17 protein-coding genes are annotated in these 18340 nt (G+C 67.8%); 4 read left to right on the forward strand and 13 right to left on the reverse strand.

Annotation, left to right across the window (positions count from 1 at the left end):
- Nucleotides 1–100: 100 nt before the first annotated feature.
- Entirely contained in the window at nt 101–1558 is a 1458-nt protein-coding gene (locus ACWGQ2_RS05835) for an MDR family MFS transporter (protein ID WP_452015202.1), read from the reverse strand.
- Between the two features lie 123 nt (nt 1559–1681).
- On the opposite strand from ACWGQ2_RS05835, the gene ACWGQ2_RS05840 reads away from it, so the two are divergent.
- Nucleotides 1682–2281, forward strand: a complete 600-nt coding sequence (locus ACWGQ2_RS05840; protein ID WP_452015204.1) for a TetR family transcriptional regulator — start codon at nt 1682–1684, stop codon at nt 2279–2281.
- A gap of 16 nt (nt 2282–2297) precedes the next feature.
- On the opposite strand, the gene ACWGQ2_RS05845 is transcribed toward ACWGQ2_RS05840, so the two are convergent.
- Together ACWGQ2_RS05845 and trhO are read right to left on the reverse strand one after the other, a co-directional pair.
- Nucleotides 2298–4067 (reverse strand): FAD-binding protein, encoded by a 1770-nt coding sequence (locus ACWGQ2_RS05845; RefSeq protein WP_452015206.1) that lies wholly within the window; start codon nt 4065–4067, stop codon nt 2298–2300.
- Nucleotides 4068–4229: 162 nt separating this feature from the next.
- Complete coding sequence (trhO, locus tag ACWGQ2_RS05850) at nt 4230–5123, reverse strand: oxygen-dependent tRNA uridine(34) hydroxylase TrhO (RefSeq protein WP_452015208.1); 894 nt, start codon at nt 5121–5123, stop codon at nt 4230–4232.
- A gap of 83 nt (nt 5124–5206) precedes the next feature.
- Here trhO and ACWGQ2_RS05855 point away from each other — a divergent pair, with 83 nt between their 5' ends.
- The gene (locus ACWGQ2_RS05855; protein ID WP_452015210.1) at nt 5207–5857 is read left to right on the forward strand and encodes a GNAT family N-acetyltransferase; all 651 of its coding nucleotides are present in this window, start codon (nt 5207–5209) and stop codon (nt 5855–5857) included.
- 69 nt (nt 5858–5926) lie between these two features.
- Complete coding sequence (locus ACWGQ2_RS05860; protein WP_452015212.1) at nt 5927–8302, forward strand: DEAD/DEAH box helicase; 2376 nt, start codon at nt 5927–5929, stop codon at nt 8300–8302.
- 80 nt (nt 8303–8382) lie between these two features.
- On the opposite strand, the gene ACWGQ2_RS05865 is transcribed toward ACWGQ2_RS05860, so the two are convergent.
- From ACWGQ2_RS05865 to ssd, 7 genes are all read right to left on the reverse strand, one after another.
- Nucleotides 8383–8769, reverse strand: coding sequence for an Rv3654c family TadE-like protein (locus ACWGQ2_RS05865; protein ID WP_452015214.1), 387 nt, complete (start codon nt 8767–8769; stop codon nt 8383–8385).
- Complete coding sequence (locus tag ACWGQ2_RS05870; protein WP_452015216.1) at nt 8769–9140, reverse strand: TadE family type IV pilus minor pilin; 372 nt, start codon at nt 9138–9140, stop codon at nt 8769–8771. The genes ACWGQ2_RS05865 and ACWGQ2_RS05870 overlap by 1 nt, the downstream gene beginning before the upstream one ends.
- Nucleotides 9118–9498 carry a DUF4244 domain-containing protein gene (locus tag ACWGQ2_RS05875; protein WP_452015218.1) on the reverse strand — a complete coding sequence of 127 codons (381 nt, stop codon included), beginning with the start codon at nt 9496–9498 and terminating at the stop codon, nt 9118–9120. The genes ACWGQ2_RS05870 and ACWGQ2_RS05875 overlap by 23 nt, the downstream gene beginning before the upstream one ends.
- 205 nt (nt 9499–9703) lie before the next feature.
- Nucleotides 9704–10306 carry a type II secretion system F family protein gene (locus ACWGQ2_RS05880; RefSeq protein WP_452015220.1) on the reverse strand — a complete coding sequence of 201 codons (603 nt, stop codon included), beginning with the start codon at nt 10304–10306 and terminating at the stop codon, nt 9704–9706.
- 16 nt (nt 10307–10322) lie between these two features.
- Nucleotides 10323–11081 (reverse strand): type II secretion system F family protein, encoded by a 759-nt coding sequence (locus ACWGQ2_RS05885; protein ID WP_452015222.1) that lies wholly within the window; start codon nt 11079–11081, stop codon nt 10323–10325.
- A 73-nt stretch (nt 11082–11154) separates the two neighbouring features.
- On the reverse strand, nt 11155–12363 hold the full coding sequence (locus ACWGQ2_RS05890) for a TadA family conjugal transfer-associated ATPase (protein ID WP_452015224.1): 1209 nt from the start codon (nt 12361–12363) through the stop codon (nt 11155–11157).
- Nucleotides 12360–13484: a septum site-determining protein Ssd gene (ssd, locus tag ACWGQ2_RS05895; protein WP_452015226.1), complete on the reverse strand. Its 1125-nt coding sequence runs from the start codon at nt 13482–13484 to the stop codon at nt 12360–12362. The genes ACWGQ2_RS05890 and ssd overlap by 4 nt, the downstream gene beginning before the upstream one ends.
- Nucleotides 13485–13646: 162 nt before the next feature.
- Between ssd and ACWGQ2_RS05900 the strand changes: the two genes are divergently transcribed.
- Nucleotides 13647–15359, forward strand: coding sequence for a bifunctional 3'-5' exonuclease/DNA polymerase (locus tag ACWGQ2_RS05900; protein WP_452015228.1), 1713 nt, complete (start codon nt 13647–13649; stop codon nt 15357–15359).
- On the opposite strand, the gene ACWGQ2_RS05905 is transcribed toward ACWGQ2_RS05900, so the two are convergent.
- The 3 genes from ACWGQ2_RS05905 to ACWGQ2_RS05915 all read right to left on the reverse strand — a co-directional run bounded on the left by ACWGQ2_RS05905 (nt 15360) and on the right by ACWGQ2_RS05915 (nt 18308).
- On the reverse strand, nt 15360–16043 hold the full coding sequence (locus ACWGQ2_RS05905; RefSeq protein WP_452015230.1) for an NUDIX hydrolase: 684 nt from the start codon (nt 16041–16043) through the stop codon (nt 15360–15362).
- Nucleotides 16040–16831 carry an endonuclease III gene (gene nth, locus ACWGQ2_RS05910; protein ID WP_452015232.1) on the reverse strand — a complete coding sequence of 264 codons (792 nt, stop codon included), beginning with the start codon at nt 16829–16831 and terminating at the stop codon, nt 16040–16042. The genes ACWGQ2_RS05905 and nth overlap by 4 nt, the downstream gene beginning before the upstream one ends.
- Before the next feature lie 76 nt (nt 16832–16907).
- On the reverse strand, nt 16908–18308 hold the full coding sequence (locus ACWGQ2_RS05915) for a hypothetical protein (RefSeq protein ID WP_452015234.1): 1401 nt from the start codon (nt 18306–18308) through the stop codon (nt 16908–16910).
- Nucleotides 18309–18340: the final 32 nt, after the last annotated feature.

The raw sequence follows: 18340 nt of genomic DNA on the forward strand, positions 1-18340 counted from the left end.
CTCCGTCCCTCTCTGCGCCTCCCAACCCATCGAGAGGCCAGTTACGGCTCGTTTGAGGGTGCAATCCGGCCGTAACTGGCCTCTCGTTGAAAAGACGGGATCAGGCGCGGCGGGGAATCCGGATGAACGGCGCCAGCACCAGAGCGGCTGTGGCCAGGAGCGCTCCGATGATGAAAGCGGTGTGCGCGCCGGAGAACAGCGACTCGGCCAGCGCAGATCCTTCCTCAAGACGGCTGGCGGAGAGCATGGACAGCACGGTCACAAAGATGGTGGTGCCAATCGCTCCACCCAGCTGCTGGCCGGTGTTGAAGATTGCCGATCCGTGTCCGTAGAGCCGGGGATCAACCGTGGCCAGGGCGGCGGAGAGCAGCCCGGTCATCAGCATGGCCAGACCGATGCTGAACACGACGTGGGAGACAGTGAAGATCCACAGCGCAGATTCGGGGGTAACGCTGACGTACATCCACTGCCCCAGTGCCAGCATGGCTGCGCCCGGGATGAGGACGGGACGGGGACCGAAGCGGTCAAAGACCCGGCCAAAGACGGGTCCGACGGCGGCCTGCACCAGCCCGCCGGGCAGCAGCATCATCCCGATGGTGAGGGTATCCAGGCCCCTGCCGGTCTGGAGCATAATCGGCACGATCACCACGGTTCCCAGCAGCGTGCCCATGGCCACCATGATCATCACGACGCTGAGGGTGAAGTTGCGGTTCCGGAACGGTGCCAGGTTCAGCAGTTCCCGTCCGGTCCGGGCCAGACGGATCTGGCGCCGGACGAACAGCACCAGGGCCCCGGCACCGATGACAACGCTGGCCGCGGCCAGGACAAGGTTGTCCGCCGCGTGCTCAATGCTTGAAATCGCGTAGACCAGGAAACCGAAGGCCAGGGCGGAGAGGATCACCGAGGGAACGTCCACCGGCAGCCTGCGGGAGGTACTGGGAATGCGGATGAAGATGATGCCCAGCAGCAGGATCAGCACGGCGATGGGCGTCATGAGCACAAAGATGTAGTGCCAGCTGAAGGCGTTGACGATTGCACCGGACACAGTGGGGCCGACGGCGGGGCCCACGGAGATGACGATCGAGTTCAGCCCCATAATGGCGCCGCGCTTGTGCAGCGGCACAAGGGTCAGTGTGGTGGTCATCAGCAGCGGCAGCACGATGGCAGTGCCCACGGCCTGGATGATCCGGGCCAGCAGCAGAATGGCAAAGTTCGGGGCGAAGACTGCCAGCACGGTACCGGCCAGGAAGCTTGCCAGAGCAAAGATGAACAGGCTCCGGGTACTGAAGCGCTGCAGCAGGAATCCAGTGGTGGGGATGACCACCGAGACGGTCAGCAGGAATCCGGTGGTCAGCCACTGCCCCGCCGCGGCGGTAACGTCGAGGTCCGCCATAATCGAGGGCAGCGCCACGGTAAGGACGGTTTCGTTCAGGATCATCAGGAAGGCGGCCAGAGCCAGCGCTCCAATGATCCCGGTTAGCTGCTTTGTGGACAGTGCCGGACTCTGCGGAGCAGGTGCTCCGGAGTCGGTTTCGGCGGTGGTGCTTTCGGTGCTCAAGGATTCCTCGGTTTCTTTCGAACTGAACCGAGAAATAGTGTCATAGACTGCCACCTTTAATCCAACGAAAGTGGCATACTGTGACAGAAGACAAGCGCAGGCCGGGACGAAAGCTGGAGCATCATGGGCAAACGCGAAGACCACAAGGCCGCTACCCGGCGGAAGATCCAGCTGGCCACCCTGGACCTGTTGGAGACCGCAGGCGCGGACACCACCACGGTGGCGCACATTGCCGAACGTGCAGGCATCTCTGAGAGGACGTTCTTCCGCTACTACGACTCCAAGGAAGCAGCCGCGGTCCCCGGGCAGAGTGAACTGCTCGACGCGCTTCTCTCCCGGGAACTCGCCCCATCACCGGCCCCGGCAGAAATCCTGCACGAGCTGATCGACGCCTGCCGGGAACAGTTCGCCTATGAGGTGGAACAGGTTGAATTCAAACGGATTTCGCGGCTGCTGCTGCGCGAGCCCAGGCTGCTGCAGGCGGTATCGCGCCAGGAGATGCATCTGGTGAACGTGCTGAGCGGTGCCCTGGAAGAACGCGGGCTGCTGCCCCGGATGCAGGCACAGCTCGTGGCGGAGCTGATCGCCTGCACCTGGCGGGTAGCCTGGCAGTGCTTCGCCAGCGAAGAGAGCGCCGGCCGCGCCGCGAATCCTGCAGACCTGTTTGAACAGGCAGTGCAGAACCTGGCCGAAATCACTGCACCCGCAGCGTTCGGCCGGTAGGGCCGGCCCCCGCCCCCTAGGCCATTGCCTCCCGGGCTTCGGTCTCCGCGACCAGGCCTGCTGCGGCATGCCTGGCCGCCAGGTAACCGAAAACCATCGCCGGTGCGATGGTGGAACCGGCACCCGGATACGTCCGGCCCATTACCGAAGCCGTAGTGTTTCCGGCCGCATACAGTCCCGGAATGAAGCTGCCGTCTTCACGGAGCACACGGGCATGCTCGTCCGTCAGCAGGCCGCCCTTGGTGCCCAGGTCGCCGGGATAGAGCCGAATCGCGTAGAACGGTCCCTTTTCCAGCGGGCCCAGGTTCGGGTTGGGCTTCACGCCGGGATCGCCGTAGTAGTTGTCGTATGCGGTGGCTCCACGGTTGAAGTCCTCATCGACGCCGGTCCTCGCGAAGCCGTTGAACCTCTCCACGGTCGCCTCCAGCGCGCCCTCCGGCAAACCCATTTGCTCCGCCAGCCCAGTCAGGGTGTCCGCCCGGAGCAGCAGCCCGGCCCTGCGCCACTTCTTCCGTCCGGAAATCAGCGAGGAGTTCAGGTAGCGCCGGGCGTGCCGGGCATCGGCGACCAGCCAGCTGGGAACCGACGGCGCCGCGGACTGGCGCTCGAGCATGTGGTGGCCAAAGTCCACATAGGATTCGGATTCGTTCAGGTACCGTTGCCCCAGCCCGTCCACCACCAGGGAGAACGGCATGGAACGCTCGGCGAGGGTAAACGTCACGCGGCCTTCCGGCCCCACAGTGGACGGGCCCCACCATGCGTCGTCCATCAGCGCCAGCGCTGCACCGTGCTGGCTCACCAGCTCGATCACCGTGCCCTGGTCGCCGTCGGGCGCCGACGAGTACTCCTGCTCCAGCCCGTGGTACTTCTGCCGCCAGGCGGCATTGCGGGCAAATCCGCCCGCGCCCAGGATCACGCCGGCCGTCGCGCGGATGCGCAAGGGCTTGCCGTTGCGCATGACGACGGCGCCGCTTACTCTTCCGCTGCTGTCCTCAGTCAGGCCGGTGAGCGGAGAGGAGAGCCAGACCGGGGTCTGCTGGTTACGCACGATGTACATCAGCGATGAGGTCAGTGCCCCGCCGGTGCCAAAGAGCCGCTTGCCGCGGGCGAGTCCGCCGAGGGTCCGGAAGACGAACCGGGCACCGCGGATGAACCCGCCAGGGGACGACCATGCCCGGGAGATCTCCCAGACGTCATCGGTTGTCAGCGGAACCGGCAGGCCGCTGTGCTTGGCGCGCGCGCTGTTGAACCAGGGGCCGAGCAGACGGGTGTCGAACGGCCGGACTTCCAGGGAACGCCCGATCATGCCGCCGGGCCGGTCCGGGTAGTAATCGGGGTAATCCTTGGAACGCATCCAGTCCACGCCCCGCGCGCTGAGAAAGTTCACCAGCTCCGGGATAGTCCGCAGGAAGGCCAGCTTCCGCTCGCGAGAGGAAGCAGGACCGGCGTCGCCGATCACTTCCTCCATGTAGCGCAGCGCCTTCTCCTCGCTGTCGCTGACGCCGTCTGCGCGCATCAGCGGGTTATTCGGCATCCACAGCCCGCCCCCGGAAATGGAGGTGGTGCCGCCCCACTGATCGGTGCTTTCAACAATGAGGACATCGAGTCCGGCGTCTGCGGCCGCGATCGCAGCGGTCAGGGAGGCGCCTCCGCTGCCGGCGATAAGGACGTCGACTATCCGGTCCCAGCCTTCCCCCGATGCTCCGCCGTCCGGCAGCCTTTCCGAATCCAGGTAGTCCTGCTTCTCCGCCCCGCCCGCCGGCACTGGCGTGTTCGTGTTTTCCATCCCCGCTGCCTTCCCTCAAGACACTGTTGGTCACCGGCTGAGGCAACGTTGCCTCAGCGGCCGTGCGCGGGATGCTACCGGGCAGGCGGCAGCGCAGAAAGGGGGGGCCGAAGTGCGATGACGGAGCGGCTCCTGGGAGCTGCCGGAAACCGGCAGGCAATGCTAGGCTTCGCAGCCGTCCGGGCAGCGCAACGTCGAGGGATCCGCAGCGCACTCGGCGCAGTACAGGGTCAACTTGCGGCAGGACGGATTGGAGCAGTTCTCGAACTTGCTGGTGGGCGCATGGCACCGCACACACTCACCGATGGTGACGGCGTCGTCCGTGAATTCCATGTGCATCCGCTTGTCGAAGACGTACAGCGAACCTTCCCACAGGCCTTTGTCCCCGAAGGTCTCGCCGTAGCGGACGATCCCGCCCTTCATCTGGTACACCTCGGAGAACCCGCGGTTCACCATCAGCGCGGAAAGCACTTCGCAGCGCACTCCGCCGGTGCAGTAGGTGACCACCGGCTTGTCCTTGAGGTCGTCGTACTTGCCGGACTCGAGTTCCTTGATGAAGTCGTGGGTGGTGGACACATCCGGCACCACGGCTCCCTTGAACTTGCCGATCTGGGCTTCGAAGGCGTTGCGGCCGTCGAAGAAGACGACGTCCTCTCCGGCTGCCTTCTTCGCTTCAACGAGTTCGTGCAGTTCTTCCGGGCGCAGGTGCGTTCCGCCGCCCATCACGCCGTTCTCATCCACCTTCAGTTCCCCGGGCGCTCCGAAGCTGACAATCTCTGGACGGACCTTCACGCTCAGGCGCGGGAAATCCTCGGCTGAGCCTTCGGAGTACTTGATGTCCATCTTCTTGAACGCGGGGTACTCGCGGGTGGCCTTGACGTAGGCCTTGACGGCACTGAGTTCACCGCCCACGGTTCCGTTGATGCCGTCCTGGGAGATCAGGATGCGGCCGCGCAGGCCCAGCTTTTCGCAGAGGGCGCGCTGCCAGAGCCGGATCGCTTCGGGATCCGGGAGCGGGGTGAAAGCGTAGTAGAGAGCAATTCGATTCATGGCCACGTATTAAGGGTAGACCGGTGGGCGAAATCCTGATTTGCGCGGCCGCCCTCCCGCCGGCCGGGGCAGCAGGCTAGTGTTTCCGCATGAACGGACTAACCGACGAACTCCTGGAGACCTGGGTGACGGGGTGGGCCAGCGCCCGCGGGTACCAGACACGCCACGAGGGTCGGTTTCCGGCCGCTTTCCTGCATGACAAAACCAATGACTGGGAGTACTTCGCGCTGGAGCCCTCCCAGGATGAGTTCGCCGCACTGGCCAATTCGGCCCGGCAGAGTGCGGGGCGGCTGTTCACGATCGTGACGTCAAAGGTGTCCGAGCTCTACGGCGCTGCCAACGTCTACGGGCTGTCCGTCCGGTCGACGGATGAGATGTTTATGATCCTGCCGATGGAGGGGCAGGACATAGAAGATCCGCTGCCGCCGGACGGGTTCAGCGCGCAGACCATCCGAAGTTCAGCCGGGGGCAGGGTCGAGGTGAACTCCGGGGATACGCCGGCAGCGCGGGGGCACGTGGCGGTAGTGGACGGATTCGCGGTCTATGACCAGATCGCTACCTCGCCCGAATTTCGCAGGCAGGGACTGGGCAGCTACGTGATGCGGGCACTGACTGCCCTCGCCCTGGAGCACGACGCCGAAACCGGCCTGCTGATCTCCCCCGCCACCGGGCTGGAGTTGTACCGGTACCTGGGCTGGGAGTCCCTGGCCAGCGTCATGATGTTCGAACCACGTCTCTAGATTTCGCCCGCCGCGGACCGGACCCGGTCTGTGTCCCGAAGTCCCGGGTGCCGGTGGGAGAATGGCCGCGTGGCCAATTCTGATTCCCTGATCCCGCTGCTCGGCGGCGGAGCCAACCCGGAGCAGCTGGTCCACATCCACCGGATTCCGGCCCGGGAAGCTCAGACCGCTCCCTGGCCGGAGTGGGTCCACCCTGACCTTATTGATGCCTACGCCTCCCTGGGTGTGCATTCCCCCTGGCAGCACCAGGCCGAAGCTGCGGACTGCGGCCACGCCGGGCGGCACACGATCATTTCCACCGGCACCGCGTCCGGTAAGTCGCTGGCCTACCAGCTGCCGGTGCTGGATGAGATCCACCGCACCGCCCTGGACGACCGGATTTCCCTGGAGCCCACCGGGTCCGTGGCCCTGTACCTCTCCCCCACCAAGGCGCTCGCCGCGGACCAGCTGGCCGCCCTGAACGCGCTTCACCTGCCGACGCTGCGGGCCGAAACGTACGACGGCGACACGGACCCGGGCGCCCGCCGCTGGATCCGGGACCACGCCAACCTGGTGCTGGCGAATCCTGACATGCTGCACTTCGGGGTACTCCCGAACCACTCCTGGTGGGCACGGTTCTTCCGCCGGCTGAAGTACGTCATCATCGACGAGGCCCACAGCTACCGCGGCGTTTTCGGTTCCAACGTGGCCAACCTGATGCGCCGGCTGCGGCGGATCTGCGCCTACTACGGCGCCGATCCGGTGTTCATCGGAGCCTCCGCCACCTCGGCGGATCCGGCACAGTCCTTCGGCCGGCTGATCGGCAGCGAGGTGCAGGCATTCACCCGCGACTATTCCCCGCACGGAGCCACCACCGTGGCCCTGTGGGAACCGCAGCTCACCGACGGCAAGGGCGAAAACGGTGCCCGCGAGCGCCGCACGGTTATCGCTGAAACCTCGGACCTGCTGGCCAACCTCGTCTCCGCCCAGATCCGGACCATTGCCTTCATCAAGTCCCGCCGGGGCGCAGAGACCATTGCCACCATCACCCGGCGGCTGCTGGACGAAGTGCATCCCTCCCTGCCCGACCGGGTGGCCGCTTACCGTTCCGGGTATCTGCCGGAGGAACGCCGGGCCCTGGAGAACCAGCTGCGCAGCGGTCAGCTGCTGGGCATTGCCAGTACCTCGGCACTGGAACTGGGCATCGACATTTCCGGGCTGGACGCAGTGCTGGTGGCCGGCTGGCCGGGAACCCGGGCCTCGCTGTTCCAGCAGATCGGCCGGGCGGGCCGCTCCGGGCAGGACGCCCTGGCGGCGTTTGTGGCCAGTGACGATCCGCTGGACACCTACCTGGTGCACCATCCGGAAGCGATCTTCGACATTTCCGTGGAGGCCACCGTCTTCGACCCCTCCAACCCGTATGTGCTGGGTCCGCATCTGTGCGCTGCAGCGGCTGAGCTGCCGCTGAAGCCTGAGGAACGCGAGATGTTCGGCCCCACGGCCGCGGGTCTGCTGGATTCCCTGGTGACGCAGGGGTACCTGCGGCGCCGTCCGGCCGGCTGGTTCTGGACGCACGCGGAGAGCGCGGCGTCGATGGTGAACCTGCGGGCCGCGGGCGGCGGACCGATCAACATTGTGGAGGCGGAGACCGGAACCCTGCTGGGCACCATGGACGGGGCGCAGAGCCAGTACCAGGCCCATACCGGTGCGGTGTATGTGCATCAGGGGCAGACCTTCCTGGTTGAGGAGCTGAACGAGGCAGACCACTGCGCCGTGGTCACCCGGGCGAACCCGGAGTTCTACACCCAGGCCCGGGACGTCACGCAGATTGAGGTGATGGAAACCGAGCGCTCCGTGCAGTGGGGCGAGGTGCAGGTGTGCTTCGGCACGGTGAAGGTCACCACCCAGGTGGTGTCCTTCCAGCGCAAGGCCCTGGTTTCCAATGAGATCCTCGGCGAGGAGCCGCTGGAGCTGGAGGCCAAGGAACTGTTCACCAAGGCGGTGTGGTTCATCATTGACGAGAAACTGCTGCTCGGCGCCGGTCTGGCTGCCGCCGACTTCCCGGGTTCGCTGCACGCCGCTGAGCACGCCTCGATCGGCATGCTGCCGCTGGTGGCAACCTCGGACCGCTGGGACATCGGCGGGGTATCCACCGCCCTGCACGCAGACACCGGCAAGCCGACCATCTTCGTGTATGACGGCCATCCCGGCGGCGCCGGCTTCGCCGAACGAGCCTACGAGGCAGCCACCATCTGGCTCGCTGCCACCCGGGATGCCATCCGCGCGTGCGAGTGCGACGGCGGATGCCCATCCTGCGTGCAGTCCCCCAAGTGCGGCAACAAGAACAACCCCCTGGACAAGAAGGGCGCCGTGACGCTGATCGAGGTGCTGCTGGCAAACGCTCCCGATGCCCGTGCCGCACAGCAGGGCGAACGCACTGAAAGCGTGGCCGGCACCCGCCCCTAAACTCCCGCGGATCGCCCCAGGGGGAGTCCGTCTCCGCTTCGTTCAGAGGCGGGCGCCCCTGGGGCATCCGTCAAGGGCCTTCAGCCGGGCCGCGGGAAGGGTCCTGGCGGCGGTCCCGCCCGGGCATCGGCAGAAGCCGGCCAGGGAAGCAGCGGAACGTCGGTGTGGACGGTGACGGTCAAGATCCCGGCCTGTGGCTCCGGCACGCATCGCACCACCTCTGCCTGGTTCCGAGCGGCAACGGCGGCCGCCGCCGCGCAGGAATCCCCAGCCCGCAGCCCGCGCAGGGCGTCGGCGCCGGCGAGCGCCGCGAGGTTGGCTGCCGTACCTGCCCTGGCTCCGCCCACAACCGCGCCAGACAGCAGCGCAGCGGCAACGGCCAGGGTGATGGCCGCCAGCGCGACGCCCAGCATCAGGACCGTCCCTGCACCCGCGTCACTTTCAGAGCCCGGGCCGGAGCGGTACATCACGTTCCCTCCTGCGGAGCGGAGGCTTCGGCGGCGAGGGTGATGGGCAGCAGCTCCAGCAATGGTGCCCTGAGAGCGGACTCCACCCGGACGTGAACCCAGCCTTCGCTCTCGGACAGCTCCAGGGCCGCCCCGTCACCGGCGAGACGGGCCACCGCCTCCGCCGCTTCACCACTGTCGCCGCGCATGACGAGACGGGCTGCTGCCCCGGCGGCTTCCTCCAGCCGAAGCTGGGTCAGCCCGGCTGCCGCGCCCGTGAGCAGAGCGGCCAGGAGAATTGCAGCCGCGGGCATCGCCACAGCCAGCTCGGCGGTGACCGCGCCCAGCTGGTCTTCCCCAGGACGGCACCTATCCGAAGCTGAGCGCAGCACGGATCAGCGACATCAGCAGCTCACGCACATCACCGCTGCTCAGAACGGCCACGAGCAATGCTGCGAAAGCCACGGCCGCCAGGGTAGCAATGGCGTACTCGGCCGTGGCCATGCCCGCTTCACGGTCCTCGGCCTGGAAAGCGCCATGTTTCCTTTCCTGCCGTTCCGGAAGAGGAATCACTTTGGCCAGCGGAACAGGTTCGGTCGTTGCCCGGGAACCGCCGGACCTGCGGTCAGTCCCCGGGGACACCGCGGGGTCCAGATGCTCTGAGCCGGGCTGCGGGACACTGTCTCCCGGCATTCCGCAGAGCCGGCGGGGGCCTGTCAGGGCTGTTGGTTCGAGCGGCATGGATGACATTTTCTTGCTCCTCCGTGGTGTGGATAGACCGTCGTGAACCGGGCGGTTCACGGCGTTAACCGAGTTTTGCCCGGTACCGATACGGCTGGAAAACCAATCCCCGCATTTCTGGAAAACCCGGTGACGCGAACCGGATTGTGGAGGACTCCGCAATCCACACTTGCCCTTCCTCCACAGCCAGAAGTCCCCGGGAAGAAAGAACACCTCAGAATTCCGGCAGCAGAGCCAACAGCAGCGGAACCACTGTGAAACAGAGGAAAGCCGGCAGGGCACACAGTCCCAGGGGCAGGACAAGGTGGATTCCGAGGGCAGCTGCGCGCCGTTCAGCTTCCCGGGCCCTGCGCCGGCGAAGCTGTGCTGCCTGTGCATGCAGGACCTGAGCCGACGGCGCGCCGCTCGACGCCGCGAAGGCCAGAGCACCGCGCAGGACCGCTCCCTGTGCTGCCGCGCCCCGGGCGGAAGACGTTCCCTGCCTGTCGGCCAAATCCCAGGCCTGTTCCCACGAAGCACCCAGTTCCAGCGCCGTTACGGTCCTGCGCAGGACCGCATCGAGCGGAGGTTCGGCTGCCTCTGAGAGCACCCGGAGAACAGCGTTCAGGGGACGGCCGGCGGAAAGCATGGCCGCCGCAAGGTCAAGCATCAGCGCCGGATCGCGGATCCCGGCTCCTCCCTGCGGTGGAACCCCGCCCTGACCTGAGGTTGGGGTGCGTGGCGCCTGAATGCCGTCCGGCCACGGAACGAAGGATGCCCCCGACCACAACAGGCCGGCGGCACCGCAAAGGAGGATCCCCACCATCAGCCCCGTCATGCCCTGTACCGGGGAATCATCCCGTCCCTTCCTCTTCCGGGACAGCCCGGGAGATCAGGTGCCGGGACCAGAGGCGTGCAGCCAGGCCCAGTGCTGTGCCGGTTCCTGCCGCCACCCAGCCAACCGGGCTCTGTGCCAAGACTGCCAGCGGATTGGCACCCAGCAGAAAACCCAGTCCAAGACCTGTCAGGGGCAGCCACGTCAGTAGCCGAACGGTGGCTTTGGGCCCGGAAAGGGCTGAGGCACGGGCTGCGCGGGAGTCGAGGACCGCTTCCAGGCCCTGGGCATAGCGGCCCAGGATTTCGGCCAGAGGTGCTCCGCTTCGTTCGGAAGCCTGTACACATGCCGCGAGGTCGCCCCAGAACATGGCAGGCAGGCCGGAGGAGGAACTCGCAGCCTGCTGCAGCACCGGCACGGGACTGAGCCCGAGTGCGGCTGCCCGTGCCGCGCGGTCAAGAGGCGTCGACAGCAGATCCCGGGCCACGGCACCCGCTGCATCCCGGTTCAGTTTGGACGCGTCAGCCCAAAGCTGGCCCGGGGTGCGTCCCGCCGCGAGCAGCCCCGCCAGCTGGTGGACCAGGAGCGGTAACCGGTGCAGTTCGTCCTCGGAAAATCGGCTCCGCCGCACAGCACTTTTCTTCGCTGGCGGAAGGATCCGGTCGGTCCCATCGGACGACCGGAAGCCGTTGCCGTTGGACGGCATCACGTGCCCACGCCCGGCAACCAGCAGAAGCCAGGCAAAGCCGAGCAGCCCGGCGATCCAAAAACCGGTCACGCGGCCGCCTGCCTCCGGCAGGGGCAGACCATCGGGCAGCCGCCGGCAGCGTCCGGTATCCGCTCGCCGGGGCTCACCGCGTCCGCCCGGATGTCAGACGTGCGTCCAGCTTGTCCCACCCCGGCCCCGGGCCGGGGTGCCCGGCACGGCAGTTCAGCGCGGTGAGGGTAACCAGCTCGCCGTCGCCCGGAGAGTCCAGCACCGCGATTTCGGCCACGCGGCGTCCCTCCGGTCCGCGTTCAAGGTGAATGACGGCATCCAGCGCTCCGGTTGCCTGCAGTGCCAGAGCCCTGGGGTCCAGACCGGCGAGCGCCCCGAGCGCTGCCAGCCGTGCGGGCACCGTGGAAGCCGCACTGGCGTGAATGGTGCCGCCCGCGCCGTCGTGCCCTGTATTCATGGCGGCGAGGAGTTCCCGCACTTCGGCGCCGCGGCATTCCCCCACCACCAGGCGGTCCGGGCGCATACGCATGGCCTGGCGAAGCAGGTGGGGCAAATCCACAGCGCCGGCGCGTTCAATGTTCGTGTGGCGTGTCTGGAGTCCGATGACGTGGGGGTGCCGGGGCAGCAGCTCGGCTGCATCCTCGATCAGCACCAGCCTCTCATCCGGCCGGCAGAGGGAGAGCAGGCTGGAAAGCAGGGTGGTTTTTCCGGTGCCGGTCGCACCGCTGATGAGGAAATTCTGCCGCGAGGCCACGATCCTGCGCAGGACGCCGGCGCAGTGCGCATCCATCATTCCTCCGGAGACAAGGTCTTCCAGTGCGAAGCTCTCCGCGGCTCTCAGTCTGATCGAGAGCAGTGTGGATCCGGTGGAAACCGGCGGGAGGACGGCGTGCACCCGGTACCCGCGCAGCTGCACGTCGGCGCAGGGGCAGGAATCATCGAGACGCCGCCCTCCGGCGGCAATGAGCCGCACCGCCAGCCCCTGCAGATCAGTCTCGGACGCGAAGGCAACCTCGGTCCGGGCCAGCCCCGTCCCGGTATCAATCCACACCTCGTGCGGACCGTTGACCAGAATGTCTGTAAGCCCGGGAATCCGAAGCAGGGGCTGCAGCGGGCCCAGCCCCTGCAGGTCAGCGTGTACCCGGTCCACGGCACGGAGCCCGCCCTCCGAGCCCAGCATCCGGCCGCTGGCGTGCACCGCGGCGGCCAGCCGTGCCCCGGTGACGGGGACATCGCCGGCCAGAACGTCTTCCCGGATCTGGTTGACCAGCCCGGCGGCATAGGTTTCCTGCTCACCGGTCAGTGGCACGGTGCGGCGCGCCCGCCGTCCCGGACCGCTCATGGCTCTCTGTCCGTCCCGGGCCCGGCAGCTTCCAGAATGAGGGAGACGGCCCGGCGGAGACCTCTGCGCCGTAGCTCCAGCAGCCGTCCACCGTCGGATGCCGCTGTCACCGAACGCAGCCAGGGGAGGTACCCCGCCAGCTCCATGCCCAGCAGGGCCGCAGCCCGCAGCTCGTCCATCCCCTCAGGCAGCGGGCCCCTGACCACAGCGAAGGTCCGCGGAGTGCCCGGTCCCAGGCTGTTCCACCATGACCGGGCAGCCAGCAGCCGTGCGGTCCCGCCGCCCACCACTGCCAGCAGCACGTCACATTGATCCAGCGTCCGCGAGTGCCGCGGCGGGCAGGACCCCAGGTCCAGTACGGTCAGGTCAAAGGCTGCCCGCGCTGCCTGCAGGACCGCCGGCTGCACCTCGGATTCCAGCCCTTCGGGCACAGGATCGCCGGAACCGTGGGTGAGCACAGCGAAACCCGCCGCTTCGGGGAGGGCAGCCGCCAGCTGGGCCGGATTGACCGTGCCCTCGATGCCTGCCAGATCGGACCACCGCAGTCCGTCCGCCTCTCCTGCGCCCAGCCGGTACTCGAGGCTTCCACCGTTGCTGCCCGCCTCTGCCAGCAGGACTTTCCGCCCTGATGCGGCTGCTTCCCTGGCGAGCAGACAGGCAAGGGTGGAGCCGCCGGCGCCGCCAAAGGTACCGGCGACCCCAAGGATGTGACCGGTGGGGCTGTTGCGGCGTGCGAGGTGTTCAGCCAGCCAGGCACCCGCCTGGGGCAGGACTGCGACGCCGTCCGCCCCGTAGCGCGCTGACTGTCTCCAGGGTTCATCAGCGTCGAACCCCACGCAGATGGTTTCCGTCCCGCGGAACGCCCCCAAGGTCCGGCCGCCGCGCTCAAGCGCGTTGGTATCCACCAGCAGGATGCCCGGGGAAAGCGCCAGTGCCCCGGCTAGGGTTTCGGTTGTTTGAAGCGCGATGCCTGCCGCTACTGCAATCCGGGCCACCTCGTCCTGCAGCAGCTGGTTCTTCGGCAGCACCAGCACTGCATCCGGGCAGCCCGGATCTTGGGACGACTGCCGCTCCGGCAATGACCGTCTGGCCGGCGGGGTCCAGGGAAGAGTGTCCGTCATGTGCTCCAGCATCCGGCCCCGGCTGCCGTCCTGTGGGAAAGGGCAGCAGCACTGGGGACAGAGATGGCGAAGGGCTGCCTCCGGCCGCCGCGTGGAGGGAAAGTCGCCGCCGCGGCTACCACCTGGTCCGACGGTGTCCCCGGGACAGGGAAGAATGAAGGCATGTACGTAGTCCTGGCTCCCGCTCCCGGGAGCTCCGATGCCTGGGCCCTGCAGCCTGCCGACGCCGCCGGGGCACCCACAGCACCGCCCGACGTCGTACCCGGAGCTGAGCTGCCGCGCGCCATAGCGAACGCGGAGCAGCAGCCGGTCCGCTGGGTTTGGGACCGGAGCCGGGACACCTACGGCAGACTCCTGGCCGCAGGGATCAGCGTGGAACGCAGCCACGACCTCACGCCGTGCCGGGAGATCCTGCGCAATTCCGAATTCGCCGCCGCAACCCCCTACATCAAGGAACTGCGGGCCCGGCGCCCGGAGGACGAACCGGATCTGGCACCCCGCCAGCTGCTCCCGCTGCCGCCGGCACCGGACCAGGGCTCACTGTTCGAAGGGCTCGACGGCGCCGAGTCCCTCGACCCGCGCTCCCGGCGCAGCATCCGCACGGTCGAGGAACTCACCGAAGAACTCCAGGACCAGCTCGCCGCCGTCGCCGGAAGCCCGGAACGCCGTCGGCTCACCCTGCTGCTCGCTGCCGAATCAGCCGGCGGCCTGATCGCCGCGGAAATGGAGCACGCCGGCATTCCCTGGCGCCGGGACCTGCACGAAGCCATGCTCGAAGACCAGCTGGGCGCCCGCCCGCCGGAAGGCCAGCGGCCGGCAAAACTTGAAGCCGCAGCATCAGAGCTGCGGGCAAAACTCGGCAATCCGTCCTTCAACCCCGATTCCCCGCAGGAGCTGCTGCGCGCCCTGCACCGCGCCGGCATCGAAGTCCGCACCACCCGCACCTGGGAACTGGAGCAGCAAAACCATCCCGCGATCGAACCCCTGCTGCGCTACAAGAAACTGGCGCGGCTGCTTTCCGCCAGCGGCTGGTCCTGGCTCGACGACTGGGTGGAGAACGGCCGGTTCCGCACCGAGTACGTGGTGGGCGGAGTGGTGTCCGGCCGCTGGTCCTCCCGCGGCGGAGGTGCCCTGCAGATCCCGAAGTACGTCCGCGACGCCGTGCGCGCGGATCCCGGCCACAAGCTGCTGGTGGCCGACGCCGCCCAGCTCGAACCGCGGGTCCTCGCCGCCCTGGGCCAGGACTCGGCCCTGGCCGCAGCTGCCCGGGGCAAGGACCTGTACCAGGGCATCGCGGACCAGGGTTTCAACGGGGACAGGTCGCTGGCGAAAGTCGCCATGCTCGGGGCCATGTACGGCGCGACCAGCGGCGAAGCCGGCCGTCTGATGCCCGTCCTGACCCGGAACTACCCCCGGGCCATCGCCGTCGTGGAACGCGCCGCACGCACCGGGGAAACCGGCGGCACGGTCTCCAGCCGGCTGGGGCGCAGCACTCCCCCGGCCTCCGAACGCTGGTTGGCCTCACAGCGCACGGCATCGGCCGAGGAACAGCGCCGGGCGGATAACCTGGCCCGTTCCCGCGGACGTTTCACGAGGAACTTCGTGGTGCAGGGCACCGCGGCTGAGTGGGCGACCTGCTGGCTGGCGGGGATACGACGGCGGCTGCGGGCGGCGTCGCGCACCGCGCCGGCGGGTGCACTGGTGTTCTTCCTGCATGACGAGGTGATGCTCCACGTGCCTGCCGAGCGGGTGGCAGAAGCCGAGGCGATCGTCACAGAAGCTGCTGCCGAGGCCACCGAGCTGATTTTCGGGAAGATTCCGCTGGAGTTCCCGGTGGTGTGTGCCGCCGTCGACTCCTACGCCGAGGCGAAGTAGCTACAGCGGGGGCACCATTTCCCGGGTCTCGTCCCAGGGCAGCGTCCAGCCGAGCTGGTTGAAGACCTCGTCCAGCAGCAGGGCGGTGAAACCCCAGACCACTACGCCGTTGACGAGGAACGCCGGGCCGCGGTGCTCCTGCCCGCTGTTGCGCAGCACCGTGGTCCGCCGGTTGGCCGGGTTCAGCAGATCAGCCACCGGCACCCGGAACACCGAGGCAGACTCAGCTTCGTCCACGACGTCCACGGGGGTGGGTTTGTCCCACCAGCCCAGGACCGGGGTCACCAGGAAGTTACTCACCGGCAGCCCCACCTTCGGCAGGGTGCCCAGCACCCGCACGCCGCTGGGATTCAGCCCGGTTTCCTCGTTCGCTTCGCGAAGCGCTGCGGCCACCGCGTCGGCATCGGCGGTGTCCACCCCGCCGCCGGGGAAGGCCACCTGGCCCGGGTGGTCGTTCAGGGTGGAGGCACGCTCCACGAGCAGGACATCAAGGTCGTCCGGAACGGCCTCCGAATGGAACCGCGCGGGGTTCTCATCCAGGACACCAAAGAGAATGAGCACTGCAGCCTCCCGGGCTACCGCCGGGTCGACGGCGCGGGTGAGGAAGCGCAGGTCGCGTCCGAAGCGTCCGCCTCCGCTGCTGACGAGGCTGCCGAAAGCTTCCAGCTGTGCCTGTGCGCTCATGCCTCGAGCCCGTAACCGGCAGCCCGCAGCTGGGCCCTGGTTTCGGAGGCCATCATCCGGGCCAGCAGGTCCTCGCGTCCCGGTGCCAGCTCATACTTGAGCAGCTTCCGGGCTTTGTCCGGGTCCGTTTCGCCTTCTCCGTAGGACGGGCAGAGCTGCGCGACGGCGCACGCACCGCACGCGGGCTTCTTGGCGTGGCAGACCCGGCGGCCGTGGAAGACCACCCGGTTGGACAGCGGCGTCCAGTCCTTGGGTTCAAAAAGCTCGGCCACATCCTGCTCGACCTTCACCGGGTCCTTCGACTCCGTCCAGCCGAACCGGCGGGACAGGCGGAGGAAGTGAGTGTCCACGGTGATGCCCGGAACTCCGAAAGCGTTGCCGAGCACCACGTTGGCAGTTTTGCGGCCAACACCGGCCAGCTTGACCAGGTCCTCGAGCTTGTTGGGCACCTCGCCGTCGTAATCGTCAACGATCTGGGTGGCCAGCTTCTTGATCGCTGCAGACTTGGCGCGGAAGAAACCGGTGGGCCGGATCAGTTCCTGCAGCTCGGCCTCATCCGCCTCCGCGAGGGCACGGGCATCCGGATACCGGGCAAAGAGGACGGGGGTGACGGCGTTGACGCGCACGTCGGTGGTCTGGGCGGAGAGCACCGTGGCGATCAGCAGCTCAAAGGCGTTGGTGAAATCCAGTTCCGCCACCGCGTAGGGGTACAGCTCCCCGAGCAGACGGTTGATCTTCCGTGCACGGCGCTTCAGTGCCAGCGGTGAGGCATCGTTGCCGGTGGGCATGTGTGTCCTTCGCAGTCAACGATGCCCCGGCGCTGTCGGAAGAATCCGGGCGCCGGGGCATCGGTGGGGTGGTTTATTAGTGGCCGGAGCTGTCGTCGCTGACCCGCTCGATGTTGGTCAGGTCCCGCAGCACGCCGATCCGTCCGGTGCGCTTGTCCTGGACCAGGAACTCGTGGCCGCGGTCTTCCAGGCCGAGTTCCCAGTCACCCGGGTAGAACATGAACAGCGGCAGGCCGGTGCGTTCGTCGACGATCTGCCGCGGCGTGCCGACGGCGAACCAGAAGGCCTCCACCACGTTCTCGTTCTCTTCGCGGGTGGCGGAGATGGATTCCTGGGACTGGGTGTTCGACGCCGCTGCTCCGCCCTGGACGGCAGGGTTCACCGTGGTGGCGGGAAGCGGGTCTTCGCCAGCCGAAACGGAGGTCTCCCGGTCCGTTCCGGGTGTACCGGTTCCGGTTCCACTTCCAGTTGCGCCGGTCCCGGTACCGGGGGTTCCGGGTGCTCCGGAGGTTCCCTGGGCGCCGGGGGTGCCCTCCTTGTCGGAGGAGCTGGAAGTGCCGGGAGTGCCGGGAGCCGCTGCGGCGCCGGCCGCTGCTGCACCGGCAGCAGCACCAGCCGCAGTGGCAGCGCCTGTACCTGCGCCGGCGCCCTGGGCTGAACCGGTCTGGGCTGAACCGGTCTGCACCGAACCCGCCTGCGCAGCGGTCCGGGCGTCCGCCGGCGCGCCTGCTGCGCCGTCGGGCCGGCCTGCGGTGCCGTAAGCGGCAGGCTGCTGCGGGGTTCCACCCGCGGTTCCAGCCTGGGGCGCGCCTCCGGTCTGGGGAGCGCCGCCCTGAACGGTCCCGGCCGGCTTGCCCTGGCCGAACATGCCCGGGGCGCTGGCCCCTGCCGGCGCACCGGCAGCATCAGGCTTGGGCGCCGGGGCCGGCTTGGGCACGCGGATAAGCGGCTTGGCCTCCCGGGCAACGGGGTGCGCGGGGATTTCGCTGCGGTCGCTGAACTCCGCGGCGAACGGCGGGATGTGGGGCGCGAAGGTGGTGGCGGCAAGCAGCGCCACCGAACCGATCAGCCCAAGCAGGGAGCCGATGCTGAAGACGTAGACAATCTGCAGGAAGAAGAAGATGGCGGCAAGCACCGCGATCACGGAAGCGAACTGGTCCAGGGAAAGGGACCCAACGCGCAGCCGGGCAGACGGGGCAAGGCGGCGGGCGATGAAGAGCCCGGCCACAATCAGGGGCATGATGATGCCGATCCCGACGTAGAACAGGCTGAAAGCGGTCCACAGGTTCCGTCCGGTGCCAATGGCGAAGGGAAGGACGCTTCCGATCAGCATCACCAGCACGGCGGAGCCCACAACTACGTCGCGCAGCCCGAAGGGCCCCGCTACCGCACGAACCCCTGATCCCGGTTCAGCGCCCTGGATGCCGGCGGCGTCCGCGGCAGCGCGCTCCTCGTGTTCAATATGGGGCTGGTTCATTCTGTTCTCCGTTCCGACAGCAGCCATCCGGA

It is taken from the genome of Arthrobacter sp. NPDC055585 (assembly GCF_053619115.1).

What these genes read in the sequence shown, in the direction of transcription:
- ACWGQ2_RS05840 (WP_452015204.1), top strand. Translation starts at nt 1,682, where the DNA reads ATGGGCAAACGCGAAGACCACAAGGCCGCTACCCGGCGGAAGATCCAG.
- ACWGQ2_RS05845 (WP_452015206.1), bottom strand. Translation starts at nt 4,067, where the DNA reads ATGGAAAACACGAACACGCCAGTGCCGGCGGGCGGGGCGGAGAAGCAG.
- ACWGQ2_RS05855 (WP_452015210.1), top strand. Translation starts at nt 5,207, where the DNA reads ATGAACGGACTAACCGACGAACTCCTGGAGACCTGGGTGACGGGGTGG.
- ACWGQ2_RS05865 (WP_452015214.1), bottom strand. Translation starts at nt 8,769, where the DNA reads ATGTACCGCTCCGGCCCGGGCTCTGAAAGTGACGCGGGTGCAGGGACG.
- ACWGQ2_RS05875 (WP_452015218.1), bottom strand. Translation starts at nt 9,498, where the DNA reads ATGTCATCCATGCCGCTCGAACCAACAGCCCTGACAGGCCCCCGCCGG.
- ACWGQ2_RS05880 (WP_452015220.1), bottom strand. Translation starts at nt 10,306, where the DNA reads ATGACGGGGCTGATGGTGGGGATCCTCCTTTGCGGTGCCGCCGGCCTG.
- ACWGQ2_RS05890 (WP_452015224.1), bottom strand. Translation starts at nt 12,363, where the DNA reads ATGAGCGGTCCGGGACGGCGGGCGCGCCGCACCGTGCCACTGACCGGT.
- ssd (WP_452015226.1), bottom strand. Translation starts at nt 13,484, where the DNA reads ATGACGGACACTCTTCCCTGGACCCCGCCGGCCAGACGGTCATTGCCG.
- ACWGQ2_RS05900 (WP_452015228.1), top strand. Translation starts at nt 13,647, where the DNA reads ATGTACGTAGTCCTGGCTCCCGCTCCCGGGAGCTCCGATGCCTGGGCC.
- ACWGQ2_RS05905 (WP_452015230.1), bottom strand. Translation starts at nt 16,043, where the DNA reads ATGAGCGCACAGGCACAGCTGGAAGCTTTCGGCAGCCTCGTCAGCAGC.
- nth (WP_452015232.1), bottom strand. Translation starts at nt 16,831, where the DNA reads ATGCCCACCGGCAACGATGCCTCACCGCTGGCACTGAAGCGCCGTGCA.
- ACWGQ2_RS05915 (WP_452015234.1), bottom strand. Translation starts at nt 18,308, where the DNA reads ATGAACCAGCCCCATATTGAACACGAGGAGCGCGCTGCCGCGGACGCC.